This window comes from Micromonospora sp. CA-240977 (assembly GCF_050942285.1).
GTDB lineage: Bacteria > Actinomycetota > Actinomycetes > Mycobacteriales > Micromonosporaceae > Micromonospora.
The window spans coordinates 1,265,063-1,277,643 of record NZ_CP192055.1 but is presented as its reverse complement, the minus strand read 5'-3'; the positions used below and the strand labels follow the sequence as shown (position 1 = coordinate 1,277,643).

12 protein-coding genes are annotated in these 12,581 nt (G+C 72.6%); 9 read left to right on the top strand and 3 right to left on the bottom strand.

What is annotated here, in order from left to right:
• Positions 1-7 precede the first annotated feature (7 nt).
• The 3 genes from ACQPWW_RS06060 (at position 8) to ACQPWW_RS06050 (ending at position 2,694) form a co-directional block, all read left to right on the top strand.
• The gene (locus tag ACQPWW_RS06060; RefSeq protein ID WP_433129956.1) at positions 8-967 is read left to right on the top strand and encodes a LysR family transcriptional regulator; all 960 of its coding nucleotides are present in this window, start codon (positions 8-10) and stop codon (positions 965-967) included.
• A 99-nt stretch (positions 968-1,066) separates the two neighbouring features.
• Positions 1,067-1,918 carry an aldo/keto reductase gene (locus ACQPWW_RS06055; protein WP_433129954.1) on the top strand — a complete coding sequence of 284 codons (852 nt, stop codon included), beginning with the start codon at positions 1,067-1,069 and terminating at the stop codon, positions 1,916-1,918.
• 80 nt (positions 1,919-1,998) lie between these two features.
• On the top strand, positions 1,999-2,694 hold the full coding sequence (locus ACQPWW_RS06050; protein ID WP_433129952.1) for a hypothetical protein: 696 nt from the start codon (positions 1,999-2,001) through the stop codon (positions 2,692-2,694).
• A gap of 29 nt (positions 2,695-2,723) precedes the next feature.
• Here the strand turns inward: ACQPWW_RS06050 and ACQPWW_RS06045 are convergent, their stop codons facing one another.
• Positions 2,724-3,566, bottom strand: coding sequence for a helix-turn-helix transcriptional regulator (locus ACQPWW_RS06045; protein WP_433129950.1), 843 nt, complete (start codon positions 3,564-3,566; stop codon positions 2,724-2,726).
• Between the two features lie 102 nt (positions 3,567-3,668).
• Between ACQPWW_RS06045 and ACQPWW_RS06040 the strand changes: the two genes are divergently transcribed.
• The 4 genes from ACQPWW_RS06040 to ACQPWW_RS06025 all read left to right on the top strand — a co-directional run bounded on the left by ACQPWW_RS06040 (position 3,669) and on the right by ACQPWW_RS06025 (position 7,529).
• Complete coding sequence (locus tag ACQPWW_RS06040; protein ID WP_433129948.1) at positions 3,669-4,421, top strand: SDR family oxidoreductase; 753 nt, start codon at positions 3,669-3,671, stop codon at positions 4,419-4,421.
• An 82-nt stretch (positions 4,422-4,503) separates the two neighbouring features.
• A complete protein-coding gene (locus ACQPWW_RS06035; RefSeq protein WP_433129946.1) occupies positions 4,504-5,490 on the top strand; it encodes an aldo/keto reductase in 987 nt (328 codons plus the stop codon).
• 171 nt (positions 5,491-5,661) lie between these two features.
• Complete coding sequence (locus ACQPWW_RS06030; RefSeq protein ID WP_433129944.1) at positions 5,662-6,675, top strand: ATP-binding cassette domain-containing protein; 1,014 nt, start codon at positions 5,662-5,664, stop codon at positions 6,673-6,675.
• A complete protein-coding gene (locus ACQPWW_RS06025) occupies positions 6,672-7,529 on the top strand; it encodes an ABC transporter permease (protein ID WP_433129942.1) in 858 nt (285 codons plus the stop codon). Before ACQPWW_RS06030 ends, ACQPWW_RS06025 begins: the two co-directional genes overlap by 4 nt.
• A gap of 48 nt (positions 7,530-7,577) precedes the next feature.
• Here ACQPWW_RS06025 and ACQPWW_RS06020 read toward each other — a convergent pair whose 3' ends face one another.
• A complete protein-coding gene (locus ACQPWW_RS06020; RefSeq protein WP_433129940.1) occupies positions 7,578-10,859 on the bottom strand; it encodes an ATP-binding protein in 3,282 nt (1,093 codons plus the stop codon).
• A gap of 106 nt (positions 10,860-10,965) precedes the next feature.
• Between ACQPWW_RS06020 and ACQPWW_RS06015 the strand changes: the two genes are divergently transcribed.
• Both ACQPWW_RS06015 and ACQPWW_RS06010 read left to right on the top strand, forming a co-directional pair.
• On the top strand, positions 10,966-11,418 hold the full coding sequence (locus ACQPWW_RS06015) for a helix-turn-helix domain-containing protein (protein WP_433129938.1): 453 nt from the start codon (positions 10,966-10,968) through the stop codon (positions 11,416-11,418).
• A complete protein-coding gene (locus ACQPWW_RS06010; protein WP_433129936.1) occupies positions 11,411-11,779 on the top strand; it encodes a DUF4180 domain-containing protein in 369 nt (122 codons plus the stop codon). The genes ACQPWW_RS06015 and ACQPWW_RS06010 overlap by 8 nt, the downstream gene beginning before the upstream one ends.
• A gap of 5 nt (positions 11,780-11,784) precedes the next feature.
• Here the strand turns inward: ACQPWW_RS06010 and ACQPWW_RS06005 are convergent, their stop codons facing one another.
• Complete coding sequence (locus ACQPWW_RS06005; RefSeq protein ID WP_433129934.1) at positions 11,785-12,420, bottom strand: hypothetical protein; 636 nt, start codon at positions 12,418-12,420, stop codon at positions 11,785-11,787.
• Positions 12,421-12,581: the final 161 nt, after the last annotated feature.

The window sequence follows — 12,581 nt, the reverse complement described above, 5'->3', positions numbered from 1 at the left end:
CCCGGCCGTGGATCTGCTCCGACACCTGCGGCACTTCGTGGTGGTCGCGCACGAGCTGCACTTCGGGCGGGCCGCCGAGCTGCTCAGGATGGCCCAGCCGCCGCTGAGCCAGTCGATCCAGCGGCTGGAACGGGAGCTGACCGTCGAGCTGTTCGACAGGTCCCGCCGCCAGGCACGCCTCACCACGGCCGGTGAGCTGCTGCTCGGCGAGGCCGAGGAACTGCTCGCCGGCGAGGCTCGACTGCGCAACCTGATGGGCCAGGTTCGCGCCGGTGAGCTGGGCGTACTCCGGGCCGGGGTGCCGCCGGAGACGCCCGCGGTGACGCTGCGCGCGCTGCTGGACGGGCTCACCACCCGGGCGCCCGGCCTGGACGTGGAGCTGCACGAGCTGACCACCGCCGAGCAGGTGCGGATGCTCGCCGAACGGACCCTGGACGTGGGGCTGGTGCACCACCCGGTGGCGGCGGACGGGCTGCGCTTCGGCGCCCCGGTGGACGTACCCCTCGGGGTGTTGCTGCCGCGGACCTCGCCGCTGGCCCGCGACCGTGCGGTGGCGCTCGCGTCGCTTGCCGATCTGGATCTGGTGGCCGCGCCCCGGGCGACCGCGCCCGGTTGGCACGACCACCTGCTGGCGGTGTGCCGGCAGCACGACTGGCGTCCGGCCCGGATCCGGCCGGCCCGCAACCCGGAGTTCCTCTTCGGGCTGGTGCTCGCCGGCGGCGCGGTGGCAGTGGAACCGGCGACGGTGGCGCGTCGGGAACCCCGGATCACCTGGCGGCCGATCACCGGCACGCCGCTGGTCAGGCGCACCTCGGCGGCCTGGCCGGACCGGTCGGCGCACCCGGCGGCGGCGATGTTCGGGCAGCTCGCCGCCGAGGTGCTGGCCGACGCCGAGCCCGTCGCGCCCGCGCCGGCGTCGGTGCCGGAGGCCCGGCCCTGGCCGGTGCTCTTCGACACGACCGGGTGAACGGATCCCACGTTGCGCTCGTCACCCCGGGTTGGCCGGTGTACCGCCGTTCGCTCGGGTATGGATGACAGGCAACGAAGACGACGCGAAGGAGCCGCAATGGCAAGCACGATTCCCGACATCAGCCTGAACGACGGCACCACCATTCCGCAGCTCGGCTTCGGCGTGTTCCAGATCGAGCCGAAGGACACCGTCGCGGCGGTGACGACGGCCCTGGAGACGGGCTACCGGCACATCGACACCGCCGAGATGTACGGCAACGAGTCCGAGGTCGGCGAGGCGGTCCGGGTGTCCGGTCTCGACCGGGGCTCGGTCTACGTGACGAGCAAGCTGAGCAACGCCTTCCACCGCCCCGACGACGCCCGCCGGGCGTTCGACTCGACGCTCGCTGCGCTGAAGATGGACTACATCGACCTGTTCCTGATCCACTGGCCGCTGCCGACCCTGTACGACGGCGACTACGTCTCGACCTGGAAGGTGCTTGAGGAGTTCCAGCGCGACGGCCGCGCCCGCTCGATCGGCGTGTCGAACTTCCAGGTGGCACACCTGCGGCGGCTGGCCGACGAGGCGAGCGTGGTCCCGGCGGTGAACCAGATCGAGGCGCACCCCTACTTCGGTAACGACGAGGTCCGCGCCTACGACCGCGAGCACAACATCCTCACCGAGGCGTGGTCGCCGATCGCGCAGGGCCAGGTGCTCGACGACCCGACGGTTGTCGACATCGCCGAGGAGCTCGGCCGGACCCCGGCGCAGGTGGTGCTCCGCTGGCACGTGCAGCGCGGCGACATCATCTTCCCGAAGTCGACCACCCCGAAGCGGATCGAGGAGAACACCCGGATCTTCGACTTCGAGCTGGACGACACGGCGATGGAGCGGATCACCGCGCTGGACAGGGGCGAGGCCGGGCGGCAGGGCCCGAACCCGGACACCTTCGCCTACCTGCCTGCGTAACGCGAGGGCCGGTTTCGGCGCACACAGTAAAGGGGGCCCGGTCGGGCCCCCTTTCTTGTGTGAAAGGACCGCCCCCGGCGATGTCGTTCCGCCGTACCATCCTGGTTCCGCTGTCGTTGCTCCTGTTCGCCTCGGCGGCCTGCGCCCCGAGCCAGGCGGCCGAGGCTCCCCGCTGGTCCGCGCCAGCGGTGTCGGCCTCGCCGACCCCGCCGAAGCCGCGCCCGGCGCCCACCTCGACCGCCGAGGTCCGCACCAGGCTGACCGGGGCGATGCTGGACCTGGACGCGACGTTCCACCCGGAGACCGCCACGTCCACCGGCGAGAACACCGACGCGTGGAAGCTGATCTCCCTGTGCCGGGCGAGCCTGCCGTCGGACATCAAACGCAGCGCCCAGCGGGAGCGGGTGTGGGACGGCGAGTCCGTGTGGATCCGGCAGTACGTGGTGGGTTACCTGAAGGTGCCCGGTCGCAAGCTCGCCGACGAGCTGCGGTCCGTCCTCGCGACGTGCAAGGAGTACGTGGTGCCCGACGACGGGCGCACGTCGACGATCGTGCGGCCGTCTCCCCCGCCGGTGCCGAACGGCCCGGACGTGATCACCTTCTGCGAGCGGCTGGCGGGGAAGGCGACAAAGCACCAGTGCACGCTGGTCCTGGTGCGCGGCAACTTCGTCATGGAGGTGGACGCCGCGGCGTCCAACGGTGACCTCGCGGCCGGCACCGCGCTGATCGCGAAGATCGCGCCGCTGGCGGTGGCCGCCTTCGAAAAGGCCGTCTGAGGGCCGCCGCGGGGCGGGTGCCGGTCAGGTCAGGAGCCGACGCGTTCGGCGATCCGGCGGAACACCGCCTGGGTCGGCGAGTCGGGCTCGGGGACGTAGACGATCAGCCGCTGCTCGGTCTCCGGTACCAGCAGCACCCGGCACTCGAACTCCAGTGCCCCCAGGCGGGGATGCGGCACCCGCTTGATCACCGGACGGCGCGCCTCCACCTCGTGCTCGGCCCAGAGCTGGGCGAACTGAGGCGACGTGCCGAGCAACTCGGTGACCAGGTCACGGATCGCCGGGTCGGCCGGGTAGCGGCCGTAGGCGGCCCGCAGGTCCGCCACAGTGCTGTGCACGAACCGACGGGCGTCGGCGTCGGTCCAGTGGCCCTCGGTGACCGGCTGCCGGAACGTCCAGCGGATCATGTTGCGCTCCGCGTCCGGCACGGTCGCGAGGTCCCCCAGGAAGTATGTGGCCATCCGGTTCCACGTCAGCACGTGGTACGCGGCGTCGACGAGGTACGCCGGGGTCTCGGTCATGGCGTCGAGCAGGTGCCGCAGCCCCGGAGTCACCTCCCGGCTCGGGCCGACTGTCGGCGGCGGATTCTCCCCGGCGATCCGGAACAGGTACTCCCGCTCGTCGCGGCTCAGCAGCAACGCCCGGGCCATCGCGGCGAGCACCTGCCGGGACGGGTGCGGCCCCCGGCCCTGCTCCAGCCGGATGTAGTAGTCGATCGACATCCCGGCGAGCTGGGCGACCTCCTGCCGACGCAGGCCGGGAGTGCGCCGGCGTACCCCGTCGGGGAGGCCGACCTCGGCGGGGCGCAGCCGGGCGCGGCGGGTCCGCAGGAACGCCGCCAGTTCGTCCCGCCGCAGGCCGCTGCTCGTCATGCCTCCAGCATGCCCCGGGCCGGGCCCGCGAGGGTGGTACCGCCGGTCCCAGCCTCGGGCCGTCTCTCCCCGGGGGCCGCCGACGGGGACAGGCTCGACCGCATGACGAACAGGATCGCCCTGATCACCGGGGCCAACAAGGGAATCGGCTTCGCCACCGCCCGTCAGCTCGGCGCCCTCGGAATGACAGTGCTGGTCGGCGCGCGGGACGCCGAGCGCGGCCGGGCAGCGGAACGGCAGCTGCGTGACGGCGGCGCGGACGCCCGGTTCGTGCCGCTGGACGTCACCGACGCCGAGTCGGTGACGGCCGCCGCCAAGCGTGTGGAGACGGAGTACGGCCGGTTGGACGTGCTCGTCAACAACGCAGGCATCGTCCTCGCCGACGGCACGAGGGGGCTGCCCAGCGAGACGACGGTGGCGACGCTGCGCCGGCTGTACGAGACGAACGTGTTCGGCGTGGTGACGGTGACCAACGCGCTGCTGCCGCTGCTGCGCCGGGCACCGGCGGCACGGATCGTCAACGTCTCCAGCGAGGTCGGGTCGATCGCGGTGATGACCGACCCGGCCGGCGCGCTGTTCGAGTTGACCTCGGTGCCGTACCCGTCGTCGAAGGCGGCGCTGAACATGCTCACCGCCATGTACGCCAAGGAACTGCGGGACACCCCGATCAAGGTGAACGCGGCGAACCCGGGCTACTGCGCCACCGACCTGAACGGCAACAACGGCTTCCGCAGCGCCGAGCAGGGCGCCGAGGTGAGCACGCACCTGGCGACGTTGCCGGCCGACGGCCCCAGCGGGCTGCTGTGGGGTTTCCAGATGGACGCCGGCGGCGGCTACGGCGTACTGCCCTGGTGAACGAGCGCTTGACCTGGAGCGCACTCCAGCCCCCAGGGTGTTCCTCGGGCGCCCACCGGTAGGGCGCACGGAAGGAGATCCCATGCGGTACCGCACGATCGGCGCCGACCCGGCGACCCGGCGCGAGGTCAGCGTGCTCAGCCTCGGCGCGATGCTGTTCGGCAGCGCCACCGACGAGGCCACCTCGTACGCGATCCTCGACCGGTACGTCGAGGCGGGCGGCACCTTCATCGACACCTCGGACAACTACGCGTTCTGGGTCGACGGCTCCCAGGGCGGCCAGAGTGAGGAGCTGCTCGGACGGTGGCGGCGCAGCCGGGGCGTCGGCGCCGAGATCGTCATCGCCACCAAGCTGGGCGCCCGCCCGCTGGCACCCGGAACCAGCTACCTGGACAACGCCGAGGGCCTGTCGGCGAAGGTGATCCGCGAGTCCGCCGAGCGCAGCCGCGACCGCCTCGGGGTGGATCGGCTGGACCTGCTCTACGCGCACATCGAGGACCGGACCGTGCCGCTCGCGGAGACCGTGGAGGGCTTCGCCGAGCTGGTCACCGAGGGGACGGTGGGCCTGCTGGGCGCGAGCAACCACCGCGCCTGGCGGGTGGAGCGGGCCCGCGCGCTGGCCGCCGCCGCCGGCCTGCCGGGGTACGAGGTGCTCCAGTACCACCGCAGTTACCTGCCGAACCGCACCGACCTGGTCAGCGAACTGGACCCGGACGGTGAGCCGGGCGGTGTCAGCGGTGACCTGCTCAGCTACCTGCGGGCCGAGCCGGAGCTGACCCTGGTGGCGTACTCGCCGCTGCTCAAGGGGGCGTTCACCCGGGCGGACAAGCCGCTCAGCGCCGCCTACGACCTGCCGAGCGCTCCTCGCCGGCTGGCTGCCCTGCGGGAGGTGGCCGGGCAGACCGGCGCGACTGTCAACCAGGTGGTCCTGGCCTGGTTGCTGGGCGGTGAGCTGCCGTCCATCCCGCTGGTGGGCGCCTCCTCGGTGGCCCAACTGGAGGAGAGCCTGGCCGCGGTGGACCTGGAGTTGACCGCCGAACAACGGCACCGCCTCGACACCACCTGGTGAGGCCGTGAGCGGCCCTACCGCCGTCGTGTGCTGAAAAACGGCCCCCGCTAGATCGGATCTAGCGGGGGCCGGTCGCTGTCTCGCGCCTCCAGGATGGATGGGGGGTACGGCCCTGCGCGGCGGCCGGCCCTACGCCCCCGCAAAAGACGTCCACACCGAGAGGTACGAATCATGAGTAGACGCACCACCGGCCTGGCCATCGAGGCCGAGGGGCTGACCCGTTCGTTCGGCGACACCCGGGCGCTGACCGGCATGGATCTCCAGGTGCCCGCCGGCACCGTCTACGGCCTGCTCGGCCCGAACGGGGCGGGCAAGACCACCGCCGTCCGGGTGCTCGCGACGTTGCTGCGCCCGGACGGGGGCTCCGCCCGGGTGTTCGGGCACGACGTGGTGAGCGACGCCGACAAGGTCCGTTCCCGGGTCAGCCTCACCGGCCAGTACGCCTCCGTCGACGAGGACCTGACCGGTACGGAGAACCTGGTGCTCCTGGCCCGCCTGCTCGGCCTGCGCAAGCCGGCCGCCCGGGAGCGCGCGGCGGCCCTGCTCGCCGCGTTCGGCCTGACCGAGGCGAGCGACCGCCAGGTGAAGAAGTACTCGGGTGGGATGCGGCGGCGCATCGACATCGCCGCCAGCATCCTCAACACCCCCGACCTGCTCTTCCTCGACGAGCCGACGACGGGCCTCGACCCGCGCAGCCGCAACCAGGTGTGGGAGATCATCCGGGCGGTGGTGTCGCACGGCACGACGGTGCTGCTGACGACGCAGTACCTCGACGAGGCCGACCAGCTCGCCGGGCGGATCGCGGTCGTCGACCACGGCCGGGTGATCGCCGAGGGCACCCCGGGCGAGCTGAAGTCGTCGGTCGGCTCCGGCACCGTCCACCTGCGACTGCGTGATCCCGCTCGACGGCCCCAGGCGGAGCAGGTGCTCCGGGAGGCGCTCAACGTGCCGGTGCAGCTCGCCGCCGACCCGGTGGCGTTGACCGCCCGGGTCGGCGAGGCCGGCACCGACCTCGACGCCAGCGCCCAGGCCGCTCGTGCGCTCGGCGAGCTGGCCCGCGCCGGGATCGTCGTCGACGACTTCTCCCTCGGCCAGCCGAGCCTGGACGAGGTCTTCCTGGCCCTGACCGATCACCCGGCCGTGCCGGCCGACGAGCCCGCGAACGAACTGGAGACGGCCCGATGAGCGACGCCACGACCACCACCACCGAACGGGCGCCGACCGTCTACGTCCCGTCCGCCGAGGCGCTGGCGACGGTCCTCGCGCCCGGTGCCCGACCGCCTCGACCGAGCGCGCTTGGCGCGTCGCTCACCTTCGGCTGGCGGGCCATGCTGAAGATCAAGCACGTGCCGGAGCAGCTCTTCGACGTGACCGCGTTCCCGATCATCATGGTGCTGATGTTCACGTACCTGTTCGGCGGCGCCCTCGCCGGCAGTCCACGCGAATACCTGCAGTTCTTCCTGCCCGGCATCATGGTGACGAGCGTCGTGATGATCACCATGTACACCGGTGTCGGCCTCAACACCGACATCGAGAAGGGCATCTTCGACAGGTTCCGGACGCTGCCCGTCTGGCGTCCCGCCGCCCTGGTCGGCATGATCTTCGGCGACGTGCTGCGCTACCTCCTCGCCGCCCTGGTGATCCTGGGCCTGGGGCTGGTGCTCGGGTTCCGTCCCGCTGGTGGCGTGGCCGGTGTGGCCGTCGGGATCGGGCTGCTTGTCGTCTTCTCGTTCGCGTTCTCCTGGGTGTGGACGTTCTTCGGGCTGATCCTGCGCAGCGAGAAGTCGGTGATGGGGGTCAGCATGATGGTGCTGTTCCCGTTGACGTTCCTGAGCAACGTCTTCGTCGAGCCGAGCACCATGCCCGGCTGGCTCCAGGCGTTCGTGAAGGTCAACCCGGTGACGCAGTTGGTGGCCTCGATCCGCGGGTCGATGAGCGGCGAGTCGGACCCGACGGCCACGATGTGGCTGCTGCTGTGGAGCGCCGGCTTCGTGCTCGTCTTCGGCACCCTGACCATATACCGGTACAACCGCCGCTGACCCGGTCCCCACCCCACCCTTGTCGCGGCTGGGTGGGGTGGGTCGTCTTCAGAGCCGCCAGGGCGGTGGCTCGGGGGGCAGGTAGCGGCAGGTGCTGCCGGTCGAGACGGACTCGCGCAGGTGGCTGGCGAGCGCCGGGTGCCGCTCGTCGAGCTTGCGCAGGGCGTCCCGGATCCGCGCGGTCACCGTCTTGCGGGCCCGCTCGGCCTCGTCGCCCAGCCGGCGGCTCCGCCCGGCCAGCCCGGCGGCGGCGCGCAGCTCGTCGAGCAGCGCCCCCCGTTCGGCGTCCAGCTTGGACACCTTCCGGTCGTCGTCGCGGGCGGCGGCCCGGTCGATCTCCTCGTCGAGGCGGGCCAGGTGTTGCCGGTAGCGGGCCTTCGCCTCGTCGTCGAGGACGGGATCGGCACCCAGCCGGCGGGCGGCGACCAACTCGGGGCCGGCGGCCGGGTCGAGCAGCTCCACCGCCGGCACGTCGCTGCCCGGCCGGCTCAGCAGCAGGTGCAGATCGCGCAGGCCCTTGGCGTCGGGCAGGTGCACCAACGACCCGGCGTACCCGAGTCGCCAGACCGGCCCGTCGCGCCGAAACTCGTACCCCTCGATCGTCGTCTCGGCCGACGCCGCCGCACCGGGCGCGACAACCGGACCCGACCCGACGGCCTGGCCCGTCGCGGCGACGGCCTGGGCCGGTCGGCCCACGTCGACAGGCAGTGGCACGGCGAGCCGACTGAGCACCTGGGTCATGCCGAGGGCGGTCGCCTCCCGGACGGTGGCGTCGCGCAGCGCGGCCAGCGTCGCGGCGTCGCCGGGGTGACCCCGGCCGGCGAGGGCGTGCGCGAGGCCGGTGCGGGCCATCAGCGACCAGGGCCGCGAGCCCAACCGGTCGGCGGAGTCACGGGCCGCGGTGAAGCCGGCGATCGCGTCGTCCCAGCGTTGCTGGGCGGCGTCGGTCAGGGCCAGCCAGTGGTCGACGGGGCCGCTGATGTCGCAGCCGAAGAGCCCGACCATCCACTCCCCTCGGTGCGGGGCGAGGGCGGCCCGCGCGGCGTCGCAGCGCTCCGGATCCGCGGACGCGGCGGCGGCCTGCGCGCGGAGCCGGAGCCAGAGTGGCGATACCGGACGCGGGTACCGGATGGCGGCGGCCTCGATGCCGGCGGTCAGGTGAACGGCCGTCTCGCCGTCGCCGCTCTCGGCGGCGGTGATCGCCCGGAGCAACTCCTGGTAGGGATAGTCGGCCGGAGCCAGCCCGTCCAGCAGTGTGCCGGCCTCGGCGAACCGGCCCTGCAGCAGCAACCGGGACCAGCGCAGGTGGTGGCCCATGAACCCGAACTCGCCGTGACCCGGGTCGGAGTTGTCGGTGAGAACGCCGAACCGCTCGTCGGCCTTGTCGAAGTCACCACGGAACGCGGCGATGATCCCGCTGTCGACGGTCGCGGCCATCCGGTGCCGGGCGAAGTCGTCCTGCCGGTCCGAGTCGACGAAGGTGGCGAACTCCTCGGCGAAACGCGGGTCGCCCGACTCCAACAGCGCGACCCAGCGCAGCGCGGTGGCCCACAGCTCGGTCTCCCGGTCTCCGGTCCGCCGCGCCACGTCCCTGATCTCGGCAGTGAGCGCGACGCGGGTCGCGGCGGTGCCCAGCCCCCAGGTCGTGTCGTGGCGGGCCCAGAGGCTGAAGGTGAGCGCCTCGTCGTCCTGCCCTCGACGGGCGATCGTCTCGGTGGCGGTGATCAGGTCGGCGATCAGCGTGCCGACCGTCGCGGCCGGGTCCGGTTCGCCGATCAACCGCCGGTACGCCTCGCGCACCAACTCGGCCGCCTCCACCGGGTAGGCGGTCTCCACCTGACGGGCGCGGTTCACGGTGAGCGCGACCCGGGCCAGCAGCGCCGGGTCGTCGAGCGAGCGGGCCAGCCCGGCGGCCTCGGCGAGCAGCCGGACGACCTCCCCACGGTCGGCGTGGTGGTAGTGCGATTCGGCGAACTCGATGAGGATCCGGGCCCGTTGCGCCAGGTCCTCGACGATGTCGAGGGCTCGGCGGAAGTGCACCGCCGCCTCGTCGCCGGCCAGCCGGGCGAAAGCGTCCCGCCCGGCTGCCACCAGCAACGTGGCCACCCGGGACCGGTCGAGCGCGGGGCCGGCGAGGTAGGCGTGTCGGGCAAGGTCGGCCGGGATCAGCCGATCGGTGAGCTCGGGCAGGTCGTCGACAGCCCGGACGACCCCGCCGTGCCGCGCCTGCCGTTCGTCGTGGGACAGCCCGTCGTAGAGGGTCTCGCGGACCAGGTCGTGCGCGAAGGCGAACCGGCCACCGCCCCGGGCGACCACCAACCGGGCGGTCACCGCGCGGTCCAGCAGCCGGTCGACCTCCGCCGCCGGGGCCACCACGCAGGCCACGAGAACCTGACTGTGGAACTCGCGCCCCAGCACGGCGGCGACGGTGAGCGCCTCGACCACGGCCGGCGGCAACTGAGCGAGGCGGCGGCGCACGGCCTCCCGTACGCCGGGCGCGATCGTGCCGGCCGCGTCGTCGGCGTGCCACAGCCGGGCGGTCTGCTCGATGAAGAACGGGTTGCCGCCGGTGCGCCGGTGCACCTCGTCGACAAGGCCGGCGTCGGGCTCCCGCCCGGCGGTCCTGGTCATCAACGCGGCCACCTCGTCGCGGGAGAGGCCGGTGAGGGTGATCGTGGTGGCCTTCGCGACAAGCGGCATCAGCAGGGGACGCAGCGGGTGCTCACCCGACTCGACCTCGGCGTCGCGATAGGTGCCGATCAGCAGCAGCCGCTCGAACCAGGTGTGCTGGGCGGCGAAGCGCAGCAGCCGCAGCGAGGCCGGGTCGGCCCAGTGCAGGTCGTCGAGGACGACCACGACCGGCCGGCGCTGGGAGACGGCGACCAGCGCGGCGGTCACCGCGTCGTACAGCGCGAACGCCTCCTGCTCGGCGACGTCCGGGCCCAGGTCGACGCCGGCCCAACTGCCGAGGCGGCCGGCCGGCTCACCGTGGGCGTCGGACTGGCCGAGCAGGGCTGCGAGGGCCGGCTCGGCGGACTGCCGCGCCAGTGCCCAGTCGTCGGCGGAGCGCCGCAGGCCGCGCAGCACCTGCACCCACGGCCAGTAGCCGGGGGCGCTGTCGGAGTCCCAGCAGGCGGCGCCGAGCACCAGCGCGCCACGCTGTCGGGCCTCCCGGGCCGCCGACGTGACGAGGGTGGTCTTGCCGATGCCCGGCTCGCCGGCGACCAGGACGAGACCGCCGTGGCTGGTGGTGGCGCGATCCATCTCGGCGCGCAGCAGACCCGCGGGGTGGTCCCGCCCGATGATCGCGTCGCCGCGCCGCGCGTCCATGGTTCCCAGACGGTACTGGACACCCCCGACGGTGACAGTGGAAATTTGACACCGCTGTCGACCCCATCATTACCTAAGTTTCCCTATCGAGCTAGGATAGGGAGCGATGACGGAAGAAATGTACTCGGTGGAACGGGTGGCCGACCGGCTCGGTCTGCATGTGCGGACGGTGCGCGGCTACATCCGCTCCGGCCGCCTCCGGGCGGTGCGGATCGGTAAGCAGTACCGGATCGCCGCCCGGGATCTCGACGCGCTCACCGGGCAGGCCGCCCCGCTGGCGAGCGTTCGGGGCCGGGCGGAGGTGTCCAGCATCGTGCAGGTCGACGGTGTCGACCGGGCCGCCGCCGACCGGCTCGGCACGCTCGTGCTCACCAGCGCCAACACCGGCCACGACCAGGCCAACCCGCTGCGGGTGCAGACGGTGTACGACGAGGAACGCCACCGCATGAAGATCATCATCCTGGGTGACCCCGCCGCCACCGCCGAGCTGCTGCACCTGCTCGACGCCGTCCTGCACGCCGACAACGGCTTACTCGACCGGGAGGTCCGCGATGTCTGACGAGATCCAGGAACGCGCCGGGGTGCCGGTGCTGGTCTGCGACCCGGCCGGCCCGCCGGTGGCCACCGAGCAGGACGCGCTGGACCTGATCGGCGCGGCGTTCCTCGGTGCCCAGGTGGTGGCCGTGCCGGCCAGTCGATTCGACGACCGCTTCTTCTCGTTGGGCACCCGCTTCGCCGGAGACGTGATGCAGAAGTTCGTCAACTATCGACTGCGGCTGGCCGTCGTCGGCGACATCTCGGCGCAGCTCGCGGAGAGTTCCGCGTTGCGCGCCCTGGTGCACGAGTCGAACCAGGGCGGGCACATCTGGTTTCTCCCCGACCTCGACGCGCTCGACGCCCGCCTCCGCGCGGCGCGATAGCCACCTCACCCGCCGCCGACAACCCGCATCTCCACCTCGTCCGCCTCGACCGCCCTCACCTGGGCCTGCTCGGCCGCCCACCGCAGGTAGGCCAGCCACTCCTCGGACGACCAGCCGTTGCGCCGGCCGACACCCGCCTCGGCGGGGAGCAGACCGGCCACGACACGGTCGAGGATCAGGGGCTGCACGCCGCCCACCCCTCGCCGGTAGCCGACGAAGTAGAGGACCTTCGTGAACAGGCCCGGCCCCAACCAGGGCAGGCGAGCGTGATCCGGGTCGCGGAAGCGGCGGTACGCCGCACACAGCGCGTCCTCGTCGGGCGCTGGCGTGGACACGTCTTCCAGCGCGTACGCCAGGCGTTTTCCGTCCGGATCAGCGCCGAGCGACCTGGCGGCACGCCACGGGCCGTACCCGATGGGTCCGTAGCCCCAGGCCAGCACGGCGGTCAGCAGTTGACGGGGGCTCGCGGCACCGGCGCGGCACGCCTCGGCCACCGCGAAGACGTCGCGACGCCAGATCTCGCCGCTCGCCGGAAGGGTGTCCGGCCACGCATCCGGCGGCAGCCCCGCCCGCCACCGGTCCACCCGAACAGCGACCGGGGCTCGCTCGCCCGGTAACAACAGACCTTCGGCCGTCTGCATGGTCGCCTCCCTCAGATTGCGCGCTCGCGGAAGTCCGTGGTTCGGACGCTATGGTCGGGCGCTTCCCCATGCCGCCCGCCGACGGCAAATCGCGGTATCAATTGCCTGGGCGCCTGTCTTCTGGGCAGCCATCAGCGACACCGCATCTGGCGGGGTCGAGA

Bases quoted from the DNA above. Each gene is read 5' to 3' on its own strand.
- ACQPWW_RS06055 (WP_433129954.1), top strand. From the start codon at position 1,067: ATGGCAAGCACGATTCCCGACATCAGCCTGAACGACGGCACCACCATT.
- ACQPWW_RS06050 (WP_433129952.1), top strand. From the start codon at position 1,999: ATGTCGTTCCGCCGTACCATCCTGGTTCCGCTGTCGTTGCTCCTGTTC.
- ACQPWW_RS06045 (WP_433129950.1), bottom strand. From the start codon at position 3,566: ATGACGAGCAGCGGCCTGCGGCGGGACGAACTGGCGGCGTTCCTGCGG.
- ACQPWW_RS06040 (WP_433129948.1), top strand. From the start codon at position 3,669: ATGACGAACAGGATCGCCCTGATCACCGGGGCCAACAAGGGAATCGGC.
- ACQPWW_RS06035 (WP_433129946.1), top strand. From the start codon at position 4,504: ATGCGGTACCGCACGATCGGCGCCGACCCGGCGACCCGGCGCGAGGTC.
- ACQPWW_RS06030 (WP_433129944.1), top strand. From the start codon at position 5,662: ATGAGTAGACGCACCACCGGCCTGGCCATCGAGGCCGAGGGGCTGACC.
- ACQPWW_RS06025 (WP_433129942.1), top strand. From the start codon at position 6,672: ATGAGCGACGCCACGACCACCACCACCGAACGGGCGCCGACCGTCTAC.
- ACQPWW_RS06020 (WP_433129940.1), bottom strand. From the start codon at position 10,859: ATGGACGCGCGGCGCGGCGACGCGATCATCGGGCGGGACCACCCCGCG.
- ACQPWW_RS06015 (WP_433129938.1), top strand. From the start codon at position 10,966: ATGACGGAAGAAATGTACTCGGTGGAACGGGTGGCCGACCGGCTCGGT.
- ACQPWW_RS06010 (WP_433129936.1), top strand. From the start codon at position 11,411: ATGTCTGACGAGATCCAGGAACGCGCCGGGGTGCCGGTGCTGGTCTGC.
- ACQPWW_RS06005 (WP_433129934.1), bottom strand. From the start codon at position 12,420: ATGCAGACGGCCGAAGGTCTGTTGTTACCGGGCGAGCGAGCCCCGGTC.